The sequence below is a fragment of the Simplicispira sp. genome (assembly GCF_028687295.1).
GTDB classification, from domain to species: Bacteria; Pseudomonadota; Gammaproteobacteria; order Burkholderiales; family Burkholderiaceae_C; genus Simplicispira; species Simplicispira metamorpha.
Window position 1 is genome coordinate 1 of the sequence record NZ_JAQUAL010000026.1, and the last position, 20,622, is coordinate 20,622.

Annotated in this window: 21 protein-coding genes; 2 read left to right on the forward strand and 19 right to left on the reverse strand. The window is 61.6% G+C overall.

Features of this window, described 5'->3' with window-relative positions; all coding sequences use genetic code 11:
* Positions 1-121: 121 nt before the first annotated feature.
* The 13 genes from lpxA to rpsB form a co-directional block, all read right to left on the reverse strand.
* Positions 122-910, reverse strand: a complete 789-nt coding sequence (gene lpxA / locus PHX69_RS04905; protein WP_288042632.1) for an acyl-ACP--UDP-N-acetylglucosamine O-acyltransferase — start codon at positions 908-910, stop codon at positions 122-124.
* 21 nt (positions 911-931) lie between these two features.
* Positions 932-1,372, reverse strand: coding sequence for a 3-hydroxyacyl-ACP dehydratase FabZ (gene fabZ, locus PHX69_RS04910; RefSeq protein WP_119012806.1), 441 nt, complete (start codon positions 1,370-1,372; stop codon positions 932-934).
* Positions 1,369-2,364 carry a UDP-3-O-(3-hydroxymyristoyl)glucosamine N-acyltransferase gene (gene lpxD, locus PHX69_RS04915; RefSeq protein ID WP_119012807.1) on the reverse strand — a complete coding sequence of 332 codons (996 nt, stop codon included), beginning with the start codon at positions 2,362-2,364 and terminating at the stop codon, positions 1,369-1,371. Before lpxD ends, fabZ begins: the two co-directional genes overlap by 4 nt.
* A 27-nt stretch (positions 2,365-2,391) precedes the next feature.
* A complete protein-coding gene (locus tag PHX69_RS04920; protein WP_119012808.1) occupies positions 2,392-2,916 on the reverse strand; it encodes an OmpH/Skp family outer membrane protein in 525 nt (174 codons plus the stop codon).
* The gene (gene bamA, locus PHX69_RS04925; protein WP_119012809.1) at positions 2,916-5,213 is read right to left on the reverse strand and encodes an outer membrane protein assembly factor BamA; all 2,298 of its coding nucleotides are present in this window, start codon (positions 5,211-5,213) and stop codon (positions 2,916-2,918) included. Before bamA ends, PHX69_RS04920 begins: the two co-directional genes overlap by 1 nt.
* Before the next feature lie 45 nt (positions 5,214-5,258).
* Positions 5,259-6,620 carry an RIP metalloprotease RseP gene (gene rseP, locus PHX69_RS04930; RefSeq protein ID WP_119012840.1) on the reverse strand — a complete coding sequence of 454 codons (1,362 nt, stop codon included), beginning with the start codon at positions 6,618-6,620 and terminating at the stop codon, positions 5,259-5,261.
* A gap of 14 nt (positions 6,621-6,634) precedes the next feature.
* Entirely contained in the window at positions 6,635-7,816 is a 1,182-nt protein-coding gene (gene ispC, locus PHX69_RS04935) for a 1-deoxy-D-xylulose-5-phosphate reductoisomerase (RefSeq protein WP_288042633.1), read from the reverse strand.
* Positions 7,813-8,673, reverse strand: a complete 861-nt coding sequence (locus tag PHX69_RS04940; RefSeq protein WP_288042634.1) for a phosphatidate cytidylyltransferase — start codon at positions 8,671-8,673, stop codon at positions 7,813-7,815. The genes ispC and PHX69_RS04940 overlap by 4 nt, the downstream gene beginning before the upstream one ends.
* Before the next feature lie 9 nt (positions 8,674-8,682).
* The gene (gene uppS / locus PHX69_RS04945; RefSeq protein ID WP_288042635.1) at positions 8,683-9,405 is read right to left on the reverse strand and encodes a polyprenyl diphosphate synthase; all 723 of its coding nucleotides are present in this window, start codon (positions 9,403-9,405) and stop codon (positions 8,683-8,685) included.
* A gap of 38 nt (positions 9,406-9,443) precedes the next feature.
* Positions 9,444-10,001: a ribosome recycling factor gene (gene frr / locus PHX69_RS04950; RefSeq protein WP_288042636.1), complete on the reverse strand. Its 558-nt coding sequence runs from the start codon at positions 9,999-10,001 to the stop codon at positions 9,444-9,446.
* A 63-nt stretch (positions 10,002-10,064) separates the two neighbouring features.
* Entirely contained in the window at positions 10,065-10,787 is a 723-nt protein-coding gene (gene pyrH, locus PHX69_RS04955) for a UMP kinase (RefSeq protein WP_119012814.1), read from the reverse strand.
* Positions 10,788-10,839: 52 nt separating this feature from the next.
* Entirely contained in the window at positions 10,840-11,763 is a 924-nt protein-coding gene (gene tsf, locus PHX69_RS04960) for a translation elongation factor Ts (RefSeq protein WP_119012815.1), read from the reverse strand.
* 96 nt (positions 11,764-11,859) lie between these two features.
* On the reverse strand, positions 11,860-12,615 hold the full coding sequence (gene rpsB / locus PHX69_RS04965) for a 30S ribosomal protein S2 (protein WP_119012816.1): 756 nt from the start codon (positions 12,613-12,615) through the stop codon (positions 11,860-11,862).
* Between the two features lie 165 nt (positions 12,616-12,780).
* On the opposite strand from rpsB, the gene PHX69_RS04970 reads away from it, so the two are divergent.
* Together PHX69_RS04970 and PHX69_RS04975 are read left to right on the forward strand one after the other, a co-directional pair.
* Positions 12,781-14,151 (forward strand): amidase, encoded by a 1,371-nt coding sequence (locus tag PHX69_RS04970; protein WP_288042638.1) that lies wholly within the window; start codon positions 12,781-12,783, stop codon positions 14,149-14,151.
* Positions 14,152-14,202: 51 nt separating this feature from the next.
* Complete coding sequence (locus PHX69_RS04975) at positions 14,203-15,087, forward strand: M23 family metallopeptidase (RefSeq protein ID WP_288042640.1); 885 nt, start codon at positions 14,203-14,205, stop codon at positions 15,085-15,087.
* Positions 15,088-15,220: 133 nt separating this feature from the next.
* Here PHX69_RS04975 and PHX69_RS04980 read toward each other — a convergent pair whose 3' ends face one another.
* From PHX69_RS04980 to PHX69_RS05005, 6 genes are all read right to left on the reverse strand, one after another.
* A complete protein-coding gene (locus PHX69_RS04980; protein ID WP_288042642.1) occupies positions 15,221-15,553 on the reverse strand; it encodes a hypothetical protein in 333 nt (110 codons plus the stop codon).
* A gap of 92 nt (positions 15,554-15,645) precedes the next feature.
* A complete protein-coding gene (locus PHX69_RS04985) occupies positions 15,646-16,602 on the reverse strand; it encodes a CBASS cGAMP-activated phospholipase (protein ID WP_288042643.1) in 957 nt (318 codons plus the stop codon).
* Positions 16,603-16,609: 7 nt separating this feature from the next.
* Positions 16,610-17,164 (reverse strand): DUF2242 domain-containing protein, encoded by a 555-nt coding sequence (locus PHX69_RS04990; protein WP_374761673.1) that lies wholly within the window; start codon positions 17,162-17,164, stop codon positions 16,610-16,612.
* Positions 17,165-17,200: 36 nt separating this feature from the next.
* The gene (ntrC, locus tag PHX69_RS04995; RefSeq protein WP_288042644.1) at positions 17,201-18,790 is read right to left on the reverse strand and encodes a nitrogen regulation protein NR(I); all 1,590 of its coding nucleotides are present in this window, start codon (positions 18,788-18,790) and stop codon (positions 17,201-17,203) included.
* Between the two features lie 35 nt (positions 18,791-18,825).
* Positions 18,826-19,902 (reverse strand): nitrogen regulation protein NR(II), encoded by a 1,077-nt coding sequence (glnL, locus tag PHX69_RS05000; RefSeq protein ID WP_288042645.1) that lies wholly within the window; start codon positions 19,900-19,902, stop codon positions 18,826-18,828.
* 5 nt (positions 19,903-19,907) lie between these two features.
* Positions 19,908-20,444 (reverse strand): hypothetical protein, encoded by a 537-nt coding sequence (locus tag PHX69_RS05005; RefSeq protein ID WP_193552680.1) that lies wholly within the window; start codon positions 20,442-20,444, stop codon positions 19,908-19,910.
* Positions 20,445-20,622: the final 178 nt, after the last annotated feature.

Sequence of the window (20,622 nt, forward strand, 5' to 3'; positions counted from 1 at the left end):
CGCTGGGCAGGCCCGGCCACAGGTCTTGCAGGCCATCGAGCAGCAAGCCCGCGAGCAGATCGCCCGAGGTCTCGCCCGCCACCATCGCGACGCGGGGGGTGTGGTTTGGCATGGTGCGCTCTCAGCGGGCTATGCCGCGCGCTGAGGTAGCCAGAAACGCCAGCAGCTGCGCGATGTCGGCGGCGGCCTCGGGGTGGGCGGCGGGCAGCTCGGCAATGGCGCTGCGCGCAGCCTCCAGCGTCAGGCCCTGGCGGTAAAGCAAGCGGTGCATTTGCTTGATAGCGGCAATGCGTCCTGGCGAAAAACCGCGCCGACGCAACCCTTCCAGGTTGAGCCCGCGCACGGCCAGCGGGTTGCCATCGACCATCATGAACGGTGGCACATCCTGCGAAATATGGCTGGCAAACCCGGCCATCACATGCGCGCCCACTTTGGTGAACTGGTGTATGCCCGTGAGGCCACCAATGATGGCGTAGTCATCGACCTGCACATGGCCTGCCAGCGTAGCGTTGTTGGCCAAAATGGTCTGGTTGCCCACCACGCAGTCGTGGGCAATATGCACATAGGCCATGACCCAGTTGTCGTCACCGATGCGGGTCACGCTCTGGTCTTGCACGGTGCCAGTGTTGAAGGTGCAGAACTCGCGGATGGTGTTGCGATCGCCAATGACCAGCCGGGTCGGCTCGCCAGCGTATTTTTTGTCTTGCGGGGCAGCGCCCAGCGAAGCGAACTGAAAAATGCGGTTGTCGCGGCCAATGGTGGTGTGGCCTTCGATCACGCAATGGGCGCCGACGGTGGTGCCTGCACCCAGCACCACGTGCGGGCCAATCACGGCATAAGGGCCGATGGTGACACTGGCGTCGATCTGCGCAGCGGCATCAACCAAGGCGGTAGGGTGAATAGTGCTCACAGCGAAACCCGCAGGCAAATATCAGGCCACGGTGCGCATGGTGCACATGATGTCGGCCTCGCAGGCCACGTTGCCATCGACGCGCGCCACACACTTGAACTTGTAGATGCCGCCCTTGATGCGGTCCAGCTCCACGTCCAGAATGAGTTGGTCACCGGGCTCCACGGGGCGCTTGAAACGGGCGTTGTCGATGCCAACAAAGTAGAACACCGTGTTGGAATCAGGTGCCTCACCCATCATGTCAAACGACAGCAGGCCTGCCGCCTGCGCCAGTGCTTCAACGATGAGCACGCCAGGCATCACCGGACGGGCTGGAAAATGGCCGGTAAAAAAAGGCTCGTTGACCGAGACGTTCTTCAGCGCCTGGATGCGCTTTCCTCTGTCAATCTCTACCACCCGGTCTACCAGCAAGAAAGGGTAGCGGTGGGGCAGAAGCTTGAGAATTTGGTAGATGTCCATCATCGGGGTCGGTCAATCGGTGTTGTTTGTTGTTGTGATTCGAGCGCCTTGATGCGCTCACGCAGGCGGTACAGCTGCTTGAGCGTGGCCGCGTTTTTTTCCCACTTGGGATTGTCGTCCATGGGGAATATGCCCGTGTAGTGGCCTGGCCGGGCAATGGAATGCGAAACCACTGTGGCCACAGAGACATGCACATGGTCAGCCAACGTCAGGTGCCCCAGGATGTTGGCCGCGCCGCCAATGGTGCAGTGCGCCCCGATGGTGGTGCTGCCAGCCACCCCGGCACAGCCCGCCATGGCGGTGTGACGCCCAATGCGCACGTTGTGGCCGATCTGGATCAGGTTATCGAGCTTGACGCCATCTTCAATCACGGTGTCTTGCAGTGCTCCACGGTCAATGCAGGTATTGGCCCCAATTTCCACATCGTCACCAATGCGCACCGCACCCAGCTGCTCTATCTTGACCCACGCACCGCCGTGCGGCGCAAAACCAAAGCCATCGGCACCAATCACCACGCCAGCGTGCAGGATGCAGCGCTGGCCGATGCGGCAATCTTCACCCACCGTCACGCGCGACTTGAGCACGGTATCGGCGCCAATGTGCGCGCCGCGCTCGACCACGCACAACGGGCCAATCGATGCCGAAGGGTGGACGATGGCGGAGCTGTCCACCACCGCGCTCGGGTGGATGCCGACAGCCACCGCAGGGCGGTGGTGCTGCTTCCAGAGCTGCGTGGCCCGTGCGAAATACAGGTAGGGGTCATCGGCCACGATGCAGGCACCACGGGCGCGCGCGACCTCAGCCAAGGCAGGCGCCACAATGACACAGGCCGCCCGGGAGGCGGCCAGTTGCGGCTGGTAGCGTGGATTGCTCAGGAAACTCAGCTCCCGAGGGCCCGCCGCCTCAAGCGGCGCTAGCCGGTCAATGGGCAGCTCGGGATCTCCCTCCAGCTGCCCCCCCAGTACCGCAATGAATTGTGCAAGGTGCAGGCTCACGCGCAGTCCAACCAGGCTTGCAGGGGCTTACTTGGCTGGCGCAGCATTCAGCGCCTTGATCACCTTGTCAGTGATGTCGTGCTTGGGGTTGATGTACACCGCCTGATCCAGGATGACGTCGTACTTTTCCTGCTCAGCCAGTTGCTTGACTACCTTGTTGGCACGTTCCAGGACAGCGGCCAGCTCTTCGTTCTTGCGCGCGTTCAGGTCTTCCTGGAATTCACGGCGCTTGCGCTGAAAGTCACGGTCTTGGTCCACTAGCTGGCGCTGGCGGATGGTGCGCTGGCTTTCTGCCATCGTAGGAGCCTCGCGTTCGAACTTCTCGCTGGCAGTTTTGAGGTTGTTGCCTTGATCAATCAGCTCTTTGTCGCGGCGGGAAAACTCCTGCTCCAGACGTGTCTGCGCCGCTTTGGCGGTACTGGCTTCGCGGAAGATGCGGTCCGTATTGATAAAGCCAGCCTTGAATTCTTCAGCCTGGGCATGCACCGGGACAGCCGCAACCAAAGAGCCCATCAGCAGGGCCAGGGACAAATGGCGAGAAAGTGATTTCATTAGAAAGACGTTCCAATTTGGAATTGCAGTTTCTGGATTCTATCGCCCGCGAACTTGCGCACCGGGTGGGCGTATGCCAAGCGCAGCGGCCCCAAGGGAGAAATCCAGCTCAGACCCAGTCCGACGGATGCACGCATCTCGCCAAACCGGACTTTTTCTTCATCGCCGTACACATTGCCCACGTCAACAAACGTGAACATGCGCAGCGTGCGGTCATTACCTGCACCGGGGAAAGGCGTAATCAACTCGGCATTGAGGGTGACTTTTTTCGGCCCGCCCAAAGAAGCGCCGGTGACATCGCGTGGGCCCAGTGTGCCTTGGTCAAAGCCACGTACGGAACCCAGACCGCCGGAGTAAAAGTTCTTGAATACGGGGAATGGGCGACCATTCATGCCTTTACCCAACCCCACCTCGCCGTTGAAGGCCAGCGTGAACTTTTTATTGAGCGGCACGTACTGTTGGTACTGGTAGTTGGCGCGAACGTAGCGGGCATCGCCCGCCACAGACCACTCGGAGTTCAGCCGTTGGTAGCGGCCCGAGTTGGGGGCCAATGCGCTGTCACGGTCATCGCGCGTCCAACCGACCGTCAGTGGCACAGAAGTGCTGGTGTAACCAAAGCGATCGGCGTACGCGAGATAGGCAGCGGGGATATTGGTACCCGGCTTGATCTGGCTGCGCTCCAGGCCACCACCAAAAAACACCGTGTCAGTTTCACTGAACGGGATACCAAAGCGCATGCTGGCGCCTGTGGTGACCAGCTCGTAGTTTCCGCCTTGGTCTTCATAAGGTTTGTCGGTGCGGTAGTAAAGATCAAACGTGCGCGAAATACCGTCAGCCGTGAAGTACGGGTTGGTTGTACTGAACACGAAAGTGCGTTTGTACTTGCTGGTGTTGACATCAATGCCCAAGTAGTTGCCTGAGCCAAAAACGTTTTCCTGCTTGACCGCAAAAGACAGCGAGACTTTCTCGGCACTCGAGAACCCTGCCCCCAATTGCAGCGAGCCCGTGGGCTTTTCATTCACGCTCACGACCACATCCACTTGGTCTGGCGCACCAGGCACCTCCTGGGTTTCGATATTGACATCGGTGAAATACCCTAGCCGGTCTACGCGATCGCGGGAGAGGCGGATTTTTTCACCGTCGTACCAAGATGCCTCGAACTGGCGGAATTCCCGACGCACAACTTCATCGCGGGTGCGGTTGTTGCCTGCCACCTGGATACGGCGCACATAGGCACGGCGCGAGGGCTCTGCCTGCAACACCAGAGCCACGCGGTTATTCGTGCGATCAATCTCTGGCACTGCTTCGACACGGGCGAAAGCAAAACCGAAGTTACCAAAATGCTCAGAAAAAGCCTTGGTAGTTTGTGCCACCTGATCTGCGTTGTACGGCTCGCCGGGACGGATGGTGACCAGCGACTTGAACTCGTCCTCGCGCTCCAGGTAATTGCCCTCCAGCTTGACACCAGACACCACATAGGGATCGCCCTCGGTCACATTGATGGCAATAGAGATGTCTTGCTTGTCTGGAGAAATGGCAACCTGCGTCGAATCGATACGGAATTCAAGGTAACCGCGCTGTAGGTAATAAGAACGCAGCGCTTCCAGATCGGCATTGAGCTTGGCACGCGAATAGCGATCGGACTTGGTGTACCAACTCAGCCAGCCGCCGGTGTCCTGGTCAAACAAATCCCGCAGGCTCGATTCACTGAAGGCCTTGTTGCCAACGATACGGATGTCCTTGATGCGGGCAGGCTCCCCCTCCACTACCGTGAAAGTCAGGTTGACCCGGTTACGCTCCACGGGCGTCACGGTGGTTACCACCTCAGCGCCGTAGAAACTCTTGTTGATGTACTGGCGTTTGAGCTCTTGCTCGGCCCGATCCGCCAGGGCTTTGTCATAGGGACGGCCATCGGTCAGTCCCACATCGCGCATGCTTTTGCGCAGCGCTTCTTTGTCAAACTCTCGGGTGCCGGCAAAGTTCACGTCAGCAATGGTGGGACGCTCCTGCACCACCACGACCAACACATCGCCGTTAGCCTCCAGGCGCACATCCGTGAACAAGCCCAGTCCGAAAAGTGCGCGAATGGCTGCAGCGCCTTTTTCATCGTTGTACTCTTCGCCCACACGCAGCGGCATGGAGGCAAAGACGGTGCCGGGCTCCACGCGCTGCAACCCCTCCACGCGAATGTCCTGCACTTTGAAAGGTTCCAGTGCCCATGCTGCCTGGGCCGCAAAAATCATGGCGGCAACAGCCGATGCGGTGCGCACGCCAAAGCGGTGGATGTGTGTTTTCATGAATGAAGCAGGTGCCGCCACTGCCATGCCATGGCGGACATAAGGTTAGCCCAGGAGCCGGGTGATATCGTTGAACAAGGCGATGGACATCATGAGCAGCAGCACCGCGACGCCGCCGCGCTGCAAACGCTCCATCCAGGCATCGGACACGCCTCTGCCGGTGATGCCCTCCCAAAGATAATACATCAGGTGCCCACCATCTAAAACGGGCAAAGGCAGCAGGTTCAGCACCCCCAAACTCACGCTGATCAGCGCCAAAAATCCCAGGTACTGCGCCAGTCCCATGCTGGCAGAACGCCCGGCATAGTCAGCAATCGTGAGCGGCCCGCTGAGATTTTTCAGTGACGCCTCGCCGATCACCATGCGGCCCATCATGCGCAGGGTCAGAATCGATACATCCCAAGTGCGCACTGCGCCAGCCCACAAACCCTCGAGCATGCCGTACTGCACAGTAGCGAGCTGTGGCGGCGCGCCCACGTAGGCGCCAATGCGCCCGGTGACGCCAGCGCTGTCACGCACTACATCCGGGGTGACCTCGAGCGTGAGCGTCTGCCCGGCGCGGTCAATGCGCCAGGCTTGTGCCAGTGGCTGCGTTCCACGCACAGAGGCCCGAATCAGTTCGCGCAGCTGCTGTCCATCCACCACATCGACTTTGCCAATGCCCAGCACCAGGTCACCGTCACGCAAACCAGCGCGCTGACCAGCCCCCCCTTCAGTCAAGGCGCCAATGAGCGGCCGAGTCCAGGGCGCCACGATGCCAACTTTGCGCAGCAATTGCGCATCGGCTTCCTGGGTATCGATTTGTTCCAACGGCAATACCACCGTGCGCAGTGCTGCACCGGGCTTGGGCTCCAACTCCAATTGCACGGGGGTGGATTCGAGGGCACCGCGTGTGAGCATCCAGCGCAAGTCCTCGAACGAGCGCACGGGACGCAATTCGTCCGATCCCAGGGCGGCGTTGCGCACCAGTTCACCACCACGCAATCCTGCGGCCTGTGCTACCGATCCGGGCACCGGGCTGGCCAGATAAGCCACGGGCTCCTCTACCCCGCTCCAGTTGACAGTGGCATACAACACCACCGCCAGCAGCAAATTGGCCACCGGGCCCGCCGCCACGATGGCCGCACGCGCACGCAAGGGTTGGGTGTTGAAAGCGAGGTGGCGCTCCTCGGAGGCTACGGGTGCTTCGCGCTCGTCCAGCATGCGCACATAGCCGCCCAACGGGAATGCCGCCAGCACGAACTCTGTTCCAGACGCTTTGGAGCGCCAGCGCAGCAGTGGTTTGCCAAAGCCCACCGAAAAGCGCAGCACCTTGACGCCAAAGGCCACGGCGACCCGGTAATGGCCGTACTCATGCACAGCAATCAACACGCCCAACGCCACCACAAAAGCCAGGATCGTGAGCATGGTTGCCTCCAATATCAAGCAGCTGCCAGCCGCACAACGACAGCCTGCGCAGCGCGGCGTGCCTGGGCGTCCAGCGCCAGCAAATCGTCCAGCGTGGCGGGCTGTTGCGGCGACACGGCCTCCAGCGTGGCCAGGTTGACGCGGTGGATATGGTCAAAGCGCAGTTGGCGCGAGAGGAAAGCATCCACGGCCACCTCATTGGCGGCATTGAGCACCGTGGTCGTGCCCTCGGGCGCACGCAAGGCCTGCCAAGACAGGTGCAACCCCGGAAAGCGCACGGCATCGGCCTCTTCAAAAGCAAGACCCAACAGGCTGGAAAAATCCAACACCGCTGCACCGCTGTCAATGCGCTCAGGCCACGCCAAACCGCAGGCAATGGGTACGCGCATGTCGGGCGTACCCAACTGGGCCAGTACCGAAGCGTCCTTGAACTGCACCATCGAGTGGATGATTTGCTGCGGATGGATGACCACCTTGATCTGCTCCGGCGCCAGATTGAAAAGCCAACGCGCCTCGATCACCTCCAAGGCCTTGTTCATCATCGTGGCCGAATCCACCGATATCTTGCGACCCATGGCAAAGTTGGGATGCGCGCAGGCTTGCTCAGGGGTAATGGCCGCCAAAGTGGCAGGATCGCGCTGGCGAAACGGCCCACCGGAAGCGGTGAGCAAAATACTGTCCACGCGCTGCGCCCAAGTGCCTGGATCTTCGGGCAAGCACTGGAAAATGGCCGAGTGCTCACTGTCAATGGGCAGCAGGGTGCAACCGCCTTCTTGCACCGTCTGCATGAACAACGCGCCCCCCACCACCAGTGCCTCTTTGTTGGCCAGCAACAGGCGCTTGCCCGCACGGGCCGCCGCCAGGCAAGGTGCCAAGCCAGCGGCGCCCACGATGGCCCCCATGACCGCATCGACCTCAGGGTGAGACGCTATCAATTCAAGAGCTTTTGGCGCTTGCAGAACGTGGGTTTGAAGGCCATTTGCCTTGATTTTTTCAGCCAGCAACTGGGCATGGGGAGCGCTGGCCATAACGGCATAGCGCGGCTGAAACTGCGCGCACTGCGCCAGCATGGCATCGACCTGCGTGGCAGCGCTGAGTGCAAACACTTCAAAGCGCTGGGGATGGCGCGCCACCACATCGAGGGTGCTGGTGCCAATCGAGCCGGTCGAGCCCAGAACCGTGAGCCGTTGTTTCATGAATTTGTGTGTACCAAAGAGTAAAACATCATCGCCAGGGGCAAGGTGGGCAGCAGGGCATCCACGCGGTCGAGCACGCCACCGTGCCCAGGCAGCAAAGCGCTGCTGTCTTTGGCGCCCGCAGCACGCTTGACCAGCGATTCGACCAGATCACCCACCACGCTCATGGCCGTCATGAACAACATGGCAGGAAGCAACCACCAGCCACCATGGCTTGCCAGGCGGGTGAACAGGCTGGCCACGGGTGCTTGCCAGGCAGCATCCGCCACCACCCAGACCAGCGCCAGCCCCAGAACCCCCACGCCCCCGCCCCACACGCCTTCCCAGCTCTTGCCGGGGCTGATGGAAGGCGCCAGCCGGTTTTTAGTGAAGCGCAGGCCGAAAGCACGGCCCGCAAAATACGCCGCAATGTCAGCCACCCAGACCAGCGCCAGTGCCGACAGCAAAAAGTTGATGCCCACCATACGCGCCTGCACCGCAGCCAGCCAAGCCAGCCACAACACCAACAACCCGCCCAGGAGCCGCAGCAGTACTGGTACACGCGGCCAACCCGACACGCCTGCATACAGCATGGCCGCACTGCCCAACACCCACAACACACCGCCGACCAGCCACAGCCCGGTCAGCGGCTGCAACAACCAGCCCGATTGCCAGGCTAGCGCGCACAAGGCCACACAGACGATACCTGCTGCTACCGATGGCCCCATGCCATAACCATTCAGACGCGCCCATTCCCAAGCGCTGGCAGCCATCAACAACAGCACGACCACAGCAAATGGCACCACTGACGGGTAAAACAGTGCAGGCAAAAGAATGGCCAACAACACCAAGGCCGTGATTACGCGCTGCTTCAGCATGGCGCCCTTTCAAGCGTGCAGCGGCTGAGAAGGCGCTGCCAGGATTTGCTCTGAAGTTTTCCCGAAGCGCCGCTGGCGTGAGCTGTAGTCGGCAATCGCCTCGTCCAGTGCCGCTTCGTCAAAATCGGGCCACAACTTGTCGCTGAAAAAAAGTTCGGAATACGCAGCCTGCCACAGGAGAAAATTGCTCAGCCGCATCTCACCACCCGTGCGGATCAACAAGTCCGGATCAGGTACGGCAGACAAGGACATGGCAGCATTCAGGCTGGCTTCCGTGATGGGCTCACCGCGCGCGGCCAGTGCGGCAGCCGCCTGGGCAATGTCCCAGCGCCCACCGTAGTTGAAACACACGTTGAGCACCAGACGGGTGTTGTGCGCGGTGGCTGCTTCGGCCTGTTCCAGACCGCTGCGCACTTTGGCAGACAATGCTGCCCGATCGCCCACAAAGCGCACACATACGCCATCCTTGCGCAGTTGCGGCACTTCGCGCGACAGGGCCAAAGCCAGCAGTTCCAGCAGGCCACTGACTTCATCGACCGGGCGATTCCAGTTCTCGGAAGAAAAAGCGAACACCGTCAATACAGCCACACCGCGCTGGGCGCAGGCCTGCGTACAACGGCGCAGCGCATTGACACCCTGCTTGTGTCCAGCCAAACGGGGCAGAAAGCGCCGCTGCGCCCAGCGGCCATTGCCATCCATGACGATGGCGATGTGGCGTGGTGCCTGGAGCAAGGGGGCTAGAGCGGTGGACACAGAAAATGCGCCCGACCTCACACCGCCATGATTTCTTGCTCTTTGGCCGCCACCAGCGCATCGATCTCGGCAATATGCCGATCGGTAATCTTCTGGATTTCGGCTTCGGAGCGCTTTTGGTCGTCTTCGGATGCCAGCTTGTCTTTGACCAGCTTTTTGACGCCTTCGTTGGCATCGCGGCGCAGGTTGCGCACAGCCACCTTGGCCGACTCGCCTTCGTTGCGCGCCAGCTTGGTCATTTCCTTGCGGCGCTCTTCGCTCATGGGAGGCATGGGAACGCGGATCAGATCACCCATGGAAGCGGGATTGAGACCCAAATCGCTTTCACGGATGGCTTTTTCGATCTTGGCGCCCATGTTCTTTTCCCAGGGCTGCACGCTGATGGTGCGCGCATCAATGAGCGAGACGTTGGCCACCTGGCTCAGTGGCACCATGGAGCCGTAGTAATCCACATGCACAGTATCGAGCAGTGCCGGACTGGCGCGGCCCGTGCGAATTTTCAGCAGATTGTTCTTGAAGGCCACAATGGACTGATCCATCTTGGCTTCTGTGTTTTTCTTGATATCGGCAGTCATGTTTTTTCCTCGGGTGAAAAGCTGGTGGCTGCGCCGCGCAAGGCGCCGCAGTCATGCAGCCTGTCAAGCGTAAACCAGCGTGCCTTCATCTTCGCCCATGACCACACGCTTGAGTGCGCCTGGCTTGATGATGGAAAACACCTTCACGGGCAGTTTCTGGTCGCGACACAGGGCAAATGCTGTCGCATCCATGATGCCCAGATTGCGCACCATGGCCTCATCAAAAGTCAACTTGGTATAGCGCGTGGCAGTCGGGTCTTTGTGCGGATCTGCGGAGTACACACCATCCACTTTGGTGGCCTTGAGCACCAGCTCAGCACCAATTTCAGCACCACGCAAGGCGGCTGCGGTGTCGGTAGTGAAAAACGGATTACCCGTACCCGCAGCAAAAACCACTACCTTGCCTTCTTCAAGGTATTGCAATGCTTTAGGACGCACATAGGGCTCGACCACTTGATCAATCGAAATGGCCGACATCACACGTGCCGTCAAACCTTGCTTGTTCATGGCATCGGCCAGCGCCAATGCGTTCATGACCGTGGCCAACATGCCCATGTAGTCGGCAGTAGCGCGATCCATACCGACCGCACCACCGGCCACACCACGAAAAATATTGCCGCCACCAATTACCACCGCCACTTCGACACCCATACGGGTGACTTCAGCGACTTCTTGCACCATACGCTCAATCGTGGTGCGGTTGATACCAAAAGCATCGTCCCCCATCAACGCCTCACCAGACAGCTTGAGCAAAATACGCTTGTAGGCTGGTGTAGCGATGGACATGGGGATTCTCCGTAAATCAAATGCAGTAAATGGTGGCAGTAGGCGTCAATGATCAGGCAGCAGCCTTGGCAGCAGCCACTTGGGCAGCCACTTCAGCAGCGAAGTCATCAACCTTCTTCTCAATGCCTTCCCCCACAACGTAGAGCGTGAAGCCCTTGACGGTGGTACCAGCGGCCTTGAGCATTTGCTCAACGGTTTGCTTGTCGTTCTTCACGAAAGGCTGGTTGAACAGCGACACTTCCTTCAGGTACTTTTGCACGCCGCCTTCAATGCGCTTGGCAACGATTTCGTCCGATTGCACAGGCTTGCCAGCTGCCTCAGCAGCCTTCTTGTCTTCTTCGGCCTTGGCAGCTGCCACCGAACGCTCTTTTTCGATCAGTTCAGCGGGCACGTCAGCGCTGGTCAGCGCCACGGGCTTCATGGCAGCAATGTGCATGGCCACATCTTTGGCAGCAGCTTCATCGCCATCAAACTCGACCACGACGCCAATGCGCGTGCCGTGCAGGTAGCTCGCCAGCTTGTTGGTGCCAGCAAAATACTTGAAGCGGCGGAACGACATGTTCTCGCCGATCTTGCCGATGAGACCCTTGCGCACGTCTTCCAACGTGGGGCCAAAACCGTCTTGCTCGTAGGGCAAAGCACCCAGGGCAGCCACATCCGCAGGATTGTTCGCAGCCACCAGCTTCGCAGCCGCCTGCACCAAAGCGATGAAGCTATCGTTCTTGGTAACGAAATCGGTTTCGCAGTTGACTTCCACCAGCGCGCCGGTGGTGCCGTTGATGGCGCTGGCCACCACACCTTCAGCTGTCACGCGCGAAGCGGCCTTGCCCGCCTTGCTGCCCAGTTTGACGCGCAGCAGTTCTTCTGCCTTGTCCATGTTGCCTTCGGCTTCGGTCAAGGCCTTCTTGCACTCCATCATGGGAGCATCGGTCTTAGCGCGCAGTTCAGCCACCATGCTTGCGGTAATTGCAGCCATTTGTTTTCTCCGTATTCAGTTCAATCGATTCAAGATAAAAAAAGGGGGCCAAAAGAGCCCCGCTTTTTACCGCGACAAACGCGCAGCAAGGACTGCTCAGGCAGCAGTTTCTTGCACTTCCACAAATTCGTCTGTACCTTCGTTGGCCACAACTGCACGGGCCACTTCGTCGATCGCGTTGGCGCGACCTTCGATGATGGCGTCAGCGATGACACGGGCGTAGAGATCAACGGCCTTGGCCGAATCATCGTTACCGGGAATGACGTAACCGATGCCTTCAGGAGAGTGGTTGGTATCAACCACACCCACCAGCGGAATGCCCAGCTTGCGTGCTTCAGCGATGGCGATCTTGTGGAAGCCCACATCGATCACAAAAATGGCATCGGGCAGCGCAGCCATATCTTGGATACCGCCGATGTCTTTTTCGAGCTTCTCGATCTCACGGGTGAACATGAGTTGCTCTTTCTTGCTCAGGGACTCCAAGCCAGCTTCTTGCTGCGCTTTCATATCCTTGAGGCGCTTGATCGAAGTCTTGACAGTCTTGAAGTTGGTCAGCATGCCGCCCAACCAGCGCTGGTTGACGTAAGGCACGCCAGCGCGGGCAGCTTCAGCGGCGATGGTGTCACGGGCTTGGCGCTTGGTACCCACCATCAGAATGGTGCCGCCGTTGGCAGCCAGTTGCTTGGCAAACTTGGCTGCATCCTGGAGCATCGGCAGCGATTTTTCCAGGTTGATAATGTGGATTTTGTTGCGGTGACCGAAGATGAACGGAGCCATCTTGGGGTTCCAGAAGCGGGTTTGGTGGCCAAAGTGGACACCGGCTTCCAGCATTTCGCGCATGGTAACGGACATAATATTTTCCAAAGGTTGGGTCTAAAATTCAGCCCGTCATTTGCCCGCCTGATTCGGAAGACAACACCTTGATAGGGCTGGTTTGCGATTTATCTTGCCACTACGACCACAGCTCGCAAGGCAAACTGCTCACTGCTCGGCAAAACCGCAAGATTCTAGCACACCATGATCCAAGACCTTGGCACCACGCGCCGCCTGATCCAGGCAGGCCACACCAGCGCTACCGACGAAATTGAGCGCTGCATCGCGGTAGCCCAGTCTGATGCCTGCGCCCACGCTTTCACCCGCACCGACTTTGCTACAGCCCGCCAGCGCGCCAGCCAGCCCGGCGCACAGCACCTGCCACTGGCCGGACTGGCGGTGTCTATCAAAGACCTGTTCGATGTACGTGGTCAACCCACGGCAGCGGGCTCTGTGGTGCTGGCAGACGCCCCCGCCGCTGCCCACGATTGCGCCGCCGTAGCCCGGCTGCGCGCGGCGGGCGCCAGCATTCTGGGGCGCACCCATATGGTGGAGTTCGCGTTTTCTGGTGTCGGTACCAATCCGCACTTCAGCACACCTGCCGCCTGGGATGCACGCTTTGGCGCCCTGCCCGGCCCAGCGCGCATCCCCGGCGGCTCGTCCTCCGGCGCGGGCGTATCGGTGGCTACGGGTGCCGCCTTCATCGGCCTGGGCTCCGACACCGGTGGCTCTATCCGTATTCCTGCCGCGCTCAATGGCATTGTGGGCTTTAAAAGCACAGCGCGGCTGGTGCCGGCCTCGGGCGTGGTGCCGCTGTCGCGCACGCTCGATACCGTGGGCGCGCTGACACGTTCAGTGTCCGACGCCATCGTGGCGCATGAGATTCTGGCCGCGCGGCGCGTCACCCGCAGCCCGGCGCCGCTGTCGGCCTGGCGTCTGGCCGTGCCGCAAACCCTGTTTCTGGAGGGCGTGGACGCCACCGTCGCCCAGGCTTTTGCGCGCACGCTGCAAACGCTGCGTAGCGCAGGCGCGCACATCGAAGAAATCGCTCTGCCTGAGGTAGCGGAGGCCCTGCAAATCAACGCCGCCGGTGGCTTTTCTGCCGCAGAAAGCTACGCCTGGCACCGGCACTTGCTGGCACAGCATGGCCACCGCTACGACCCGCGCGTACGCAGCCGGATTGAGCGCGGCGCCGCCATGAGCGCCGCCGACTACATTGATCTGCTGGACGCGCGCCAGCGCTGGAGCGAGCGCATGCACGCTGCCATCGACGGGTTTGACGCCCTGCTCTCGCCCACCGTTCCCATCGTGGCGCCCACCATCGCCAGCGTGGCGCCCGCCGACGGACAAGACCCGGCGCAAGACGCTGCGCGCGATGCCGCTTTTGCCCAGGCCAACAGCCTGCTGCTGCGCAATACCAGCCCCATCAATTTTCTCGATGGCTGCGGGCTGTCGCTGCCTTGCCACCAAGCGGGCGAGTTGCCGGTGGGCCTGATGGTCTGGCACGGCCCGTTGCGCGACGATGCCGTGCTGAACATCAGCTTGCGTGCCGAAGCGGTGCTGGCCATGCACTGATGGCCATCGCCACTGCCGCAGCCCCCACCCACATTCACCGCCCGCACCTTGATGACGACTGCACTTTTTGCTAACTCCGCGCCGCTGCAACGACGCACTGCCCTGCTCGGTGCCCTGGGCTTGCTGGCCTTGCCGACACAGCACCTGGCCGCTGCCAATTTGCCCGCGCCCGACTCCGACCCGTGGCCCCACGCCCTGCCCGTGCCAGGCGGTGTGGTGCGGTTGTCGCTGGGCCCAGGGGCTGTGCGACCACAAGCCCGCGCAGGCGATGTACCACTGCTGGTGCTGGGTGATGCCATCGAATGGACGGCGCTGGTCGGCATTGCCCTGGCTGCAGCGCCAGGTCAGGCGCATATCACCGTGCAGCACGGCACCCAGGCACCGCAGCAATTGGCCTACACCATCGCACCCAAGCGCTACCAGGAGCAGCGCTTGCAGGTGGCGCCGCGCACGGTCGATTTATCCCCCGAGAACCAAGCCCGCTATGAACGTGAGCGCGACCACCAGGCGGTGGTGATGGCCACTTTCTCGGAGCCGATGCCACAGCAGTTGGGCATGCGCGTGCCCACGCCGGGGCGGCGCTCCAGCTCATTCGGGCTGCGGCGGGTGTTCAACGGGCAGGCGCGCAATCCGCACAGCGGCATGGACATTGCCGCAGCCACGGGCACGCCGGTGGTGGCACCGCTGCCGGGGCGGGTGATCGACACGGGCGACTATTTCTTCAACGGCCAGACGGTGTGGCTGGACCACGGTGGCGGGCTGCTGAGCATGGTCTGCCACCTCAGTGCCATCGATGTGCAAGTGGGCGATGCACTGCACACCGGCCAGCGCCTGGGCGCCGTGGGTGCTACAGGCCGCGCCACCGGGCCGCACCTGCATTGGGGCGTGATGCTCAACCGCACGATGGTCGATCCAGCCCTGTTTCTGCCCAGCTGAGCAATGGCAGCGGTTCAACTACCGCTCCATGGCTCGCATCGACTGGCCAATTTGCTTTTAATTTGATAGCTGCTAGCGGTCACCCAGCAAGGGATAGAGTCACTTTTTACCTATATTTTAGGCAGGCAAGGCGTCAGCTGCTGCCCCGCTCGCTGGCGGCGCGGGCCTGGGCGTTCAATTCGGCGGCACGCTGGCTGGCCATTTGCTCGTTGTTCTGGCGCGTCTGCGCCTGCTCGGCGGTGCGGCGGGCATCCTCACGCTCGGCATTGGCGGCCAGTTCCAAGGCGCGCGGGCTGAAGGTGACGGTGGTTTCATTGCGTGCGCTGGGGGCGGGTGCAGATGCAGCCGCCTGCTCGTTGCTGCGCCGGTTGGCCGCTGCCACCGCAGCACGCTCTTGGGCACCAGCGTTGACAGCAGCGCTGGTGTAACGGCTGGCGGCGTCCTGGTTCAAGGTAATGGTGCTCATGGGATTCAACCTCCGTGCAAATGAAATGTGCAGGCACCATGGTGTTGCAAGCACCAGCAAAAGTAAAGGTGCGCCGCACCCGATTGCCAGCGCTACAGAAAATCCAGCAACCGCTGGGCATCGGTCTGCACCAGGGTTTGGCGCCCCAGGGCTGACAAGGTGTGTGCCGCCTCTGGCGTGGCGATGTCGATGCCCAGCCCGGCCCGGGCAGGCCAGGGAGCGTCCAGGCGCAGGTAGCGCTCTTGCAGGCGGTCTTCCATCACGGCCTGCACATGCTGCTGCTGCACGGCGATCATGGTGAGGATCAGGCGCCCGTCGGTCAGCCAGCCCACGGCGCCCGCGTCGGCCTCGACCTGGCTGGCGGGCTGGTAGCCCATGGTGGCGGTGCCCACCGAGAGCATGCGCACCCGGGCGGGCTTGGCCCCCATGAAAAGCTCGGCCTCGTGCAGCGCCACCTGGTCGGGCGCCACGGCAAACAGGCCACCATCGGCATACAGCCGGTCGCCCACAACCACACACGGAAAATACGCCGGCGCCGCGCAGGTGGCCAAGGTCACGTCCACCGCGCTCAGCCCCCCATCACCCAGCGATGCCTGCGCATGCGGCGTCTTGAAAATCTTGGTCACGCTGCGCCGCACGTCCACCGCTGGCACCACCACCGCGTGCAGTGCATCGCCCAGGGTTTTGTCACCGAAGTGCTGCGTCAGCTCGCGGCGCAGGGCCTCGCCGCTGTATTTGGGGCCCAGCACCGAGCGGGTCATGTCGAAAAGGCGGCTCACCGCACTGCCAGGCAGGCGCCGCGATGAAAAAACCTCCTGCCCTCGCTGCACAAACAGCTCCACGATGCGGGCCATGGGCACTTCAAACGCCAACGCCATCGCCAGCAAGCCGCCCACCGAAGTACCGGCGATCAGGTCAAAACGCCGCCCCAGTGGCTCGCCCACGCGCTGCTCCAGTTCAGCCAGCACCACGGCGGTGTACAGGCCCAGATAGCCACCGCCACTGAGGGCCAGAATCCGAAATTCGCTGGATGGCTTTTTGGCTGGCATCGCGCCGCTACTCCAGCGCTAGCAGATAGCGCTTGACCAGATCAAAGAAGCTTTCGTAGAACTGGTCGGAGGCAATGGTCTCGCTGCCCACCTTCACCAGCGACTCGCCGCCCGACATGAACGGCAGCGATACCGACCCCACCCCGCCCACGCCCAGGCTGGCGGAGTTGTTGGTTTTCTTCAGGGTGTAGCGGTCTTGCAGGGCGGTGACAAAGCCCAGGCTGACCTTGCCGTCGCCGCTTTCAGGCACGCACACCACGCGAATCATCATTTGCAGGTGGGACTCGGCATCGGGCTGGAAGTTTTTCTTGCCCTCGATCAGCTCGGCCGTGGTGGTGTTGACGATGTAACCCTGGCTGAGCAGGGCACGCCGTGCGGCTTCGCAGGTCTGGTGGGGCGTGGCGTCAAAGAGGCGCGAGTAGGTGGCGACGGAGCCAAAGCTTTCCTGCGGCGCAAACGCCTTGCCGGCGCTGGTGCATCCGGCTATGAGCACCAGCCCGGCGCACCCCAGTGTGGTCAGGATGGCGCGGCACATGAAACGGATCGAAGGTGTGGAAGTCATTCAAAATGATAGCTGCTTGCGCTTAACCGGTAAGCGCTAGAGGCTGTTTTTATCATCATCCTGAACGTCCAGCCCCAACTCCTGTATTTTGCGCGTGATGGTGTTGCGCCCTATACCCAGGCGCTGTGCGGCCTCCATGCGCCGCCCGTGGGTGGCCGCCAAAGCGGTGCGAATCAGGCGCGATTCGAAACGGCGCGTGAGCGTATCCCACACAGCTTCCTGGCCAGTGCCCAGCAGGGTCTGTGCCTGGGCTGCGAGCGCGTCTTCCCAGGTGTCGGCAGGCGCTGCGCCTTCTCTCTGGGGACTGAGCACGGCGTCCAGCGTGGCGCTGCGCAGCGGTGCGCGGACAGGGACAACAGCGGCATCGGGCGGCACGGCGGCATCGGCGGGCGGCGGCTCGGGCGCAGCCGGGGCGCTGCCCGGCAAAGCCTGCGGGGCGCAAGGCGCAGGAACAGCCAGCACTTCGGGCGGCAAATCCTGCACTGAAATCACCTGCGCCGGGGCCATCACCGTGAGCCAGTGGCAGATGTTCTCCAACTGGCGCACGTTGCCCGGAAAACCAAACTGCGCCAGCCGTGCCAGCGCCGCATCGGCAATGCGCTTGGGCTCCACACCGAGCTGGCGGGCGCTTTGCTGCAAAAAGTGGCGCGTGAGCATGGGCACGTCTTCGGGCCGCTCGCGCAGCGCAGGCAGGCGCAAGCGGATGACGTTGAGGCGGTGGAACAGGTCTTCGCGAAAGGCGCCGTCTTGCACGCGGCGCTCCAGGTCTTGGTGGGTGGCGGCAATCACGCGCACATGGGCTTTGACGGCGCTGTGGCCACCCACGCGGTAAAAATGGCCATCCGAGAGCACCCGCAGCAAGCGCGTTTGCAGGTCAAAGGGCATGTCGCCGATTTCATCGAGGAACAAGGTGCCGCCCTCGGCCTGCTCAAAGCGGCCCCGGCGCTGGGTCTGCGCGCCCGTAAAAGCACCACGCTCATGGCCAAACAGCTCGGATTCGAGCAGGTCTTTGGGAATGGCCGCGGTGTTGATGGCCACAAACGGCCCCCCCGCGCAAGGCGAATGCTTGTGCAGCGCGCGCGCCACCAGCTCTTTGCCCGAGCCTGACTCGCCCGTGATCAACACCGTGACCTGGCTTTGGCTCAGGCGGCCAATGGCACGGAACACGTCCTGCATGGCACTGGCCTGACCGAGCATTTCGGCGGTGGCCGCCGGACTGTCTTGGGCCACGTCCTCGCGCTGGCTTTCCTGGACTGCACGGTGGATCAGTTCCACGGCCTTGGGCAGGTCAAAGGGTTTGGGCAGGTACTCAAAAGCACCGCGCTGAAAAGCCGACACCGCGCTATCGAGGTCAGAGTACGCCGTCATGATGATGACGGGCAGGCCCGGCTGTAGCGCATGCACTTTTTCCAGCAGTTGCAGGCCGGTGCCACCGGGCATGCGGATGTCACTGACCAGCACCTGCGGCGCGGGTTGGTCACTGGTTCCAGCGCCCAATTCGGTCAGTGCGTCCAGCACTTCGCGCGGGTTGGTAAAGCTGCGCGTGGGCAGGTGTTCCCGCGCCAGCGCTTTTTCCAGCACAAAGCGGATCGAGGGGTCGTCATCTACTATCCAGATCGGCTTCATGTGCTGTGTTCTCGCTGGTGGTGGTGTGTGGGTCCTCAGGGCAAAGGAATCAGGATGCGGAAGTCGGTGCGCCCTGGCACGCTGTCGCACTCAATCATTCCATGGTGGCGCTGGACAAAAGTTTGTGCCAGCGTCAGCCCCAGACCCGATCCGCCGTCGCGCCCCGACACCAATGGGTAAAAAATCCGCTCCCGAATGGCATCAGGCACGCCCGGCCCGTTGTCGATGACATGCAATTCCAATGCCAGCTTGTAGCGCTCACGCCCCACCGTGACCTGCCGGGCCACGCGGGTGCGCAAGGTGATGCGGGCATCGCCCTGGGCGATGCGGGGCGCCAGGGCCTGGGCGGCGTTTTGCACCACGTTGAGCAATGCCTGGATCAGCTGGGCGCGATCACCGCGAAATTCGGGAATGGAGATGTCGTAATCCTGCGCAATCGACAAGCCCTGGGGGTACTCCACCAGAATCAGCGAGCGCACGCGCTCACAGACCTCGTGGATGTTCACGTCACCCACCAGATGGGGATGGCGGTGCGGCGCCAGCAGCCGGTCCACCAGGCTTTGCAGGCGATCGGCCTCATGGATGATGACTTGGGTGTATTCGACCAGGTCAGGGCTTTGCAAATCCATTTCCAGCAACTGTGCTGCGCCGCGAATACCACCCAGCGGATTTTTGATTTCGTGTGCCAGATTGCGGATCAGCTCTTTGTGCGCCTGCGCCTGTTCACGCAGCCGCTCTTCACGGTCTTGGCGCGCCTGCTGCTCCAAGGGCCACATCTCCACCAGCATCTGCCCTGACAACTCTGCGGCGGTCACACTCACATGCACCAGCACGGGATCCTGGTGCAAGCGCTTGAGACTGCCTTCAAAGCGCAGGGCCGCAAAATCCCGGCTCCGGGCGCCTTGCAGTGCGGTGTGCAGCAGCGCCGGATCGGTAAAGAACTGGGCAAAACCCACGCCTTCGAGAGTGCGCCGCGACAGGCCCAGCACGTTCTCCAGCGCAGCGTTGGCAAATTGCACCGCACCATCGCTTTGCAATACGGCCACCAACAATGACAACAAATCCAGCGCCTGAAAGCGGCTGGCCGTGTGCGATGCAGTATCTGAGGTCACGTGGATTATTTGCCGCTGTTGGCCGCGCCGTGGCGGCCCAGTTCGCGCTGAATGCCAGCGATGTCGCCTTCTGCACGGGCGATGCTGGCTTTGAGTTCTGCGGTGCGCTCCATGTAGCGCTGGGGATTGCGCAAATCGAGCGCATTGCGTTCAGGCGCGCCGTTGTTGTATTCCTTGTTCAACTCGGCCAGGCGGCTCTCTGCCTTGCGCAACTCGGACTCCAAGATGGCGCGCGCATCGGCATCGCGGGCGCGCTGGTCACTGTCGTTCATGCGCGATGCGGCTGGGGGCGTTGCTGATCCGGCGGGGCGGTTGCTGGCCTGTGCAGGCGCAGACGCTGGAGCTGGTGCACGAGGCGCGCTGCCTTGCAGCACAGTCACATTGCCGCCTTCAACGAGTTTGCAGCCGCGCTCGCGGGCTTGGCTGGCGTTGTTGGTGTACTCATTGCCACAGCGGTAAATACGGTCTTGCGACCAAGCCATAGGTGCCACAAAGACACTGCACAGGATGGTGGACAGCAGGGTAGTGAGAGTTTTTGTCATACGTTTTCCTCGCATGGCACATGCAGGGGTTGCGCCAGAGTATCGCCCAAACACCATGCAGCACCAATTTTTGGACGGCACCTTACCGCCGAAATGCTGCATGGGACACCACCACACACCGCAGGTTCCCAGCGCATGCCGACAACTCGGGCCTGCATGAAAAAAGGCGGTGCAAGCA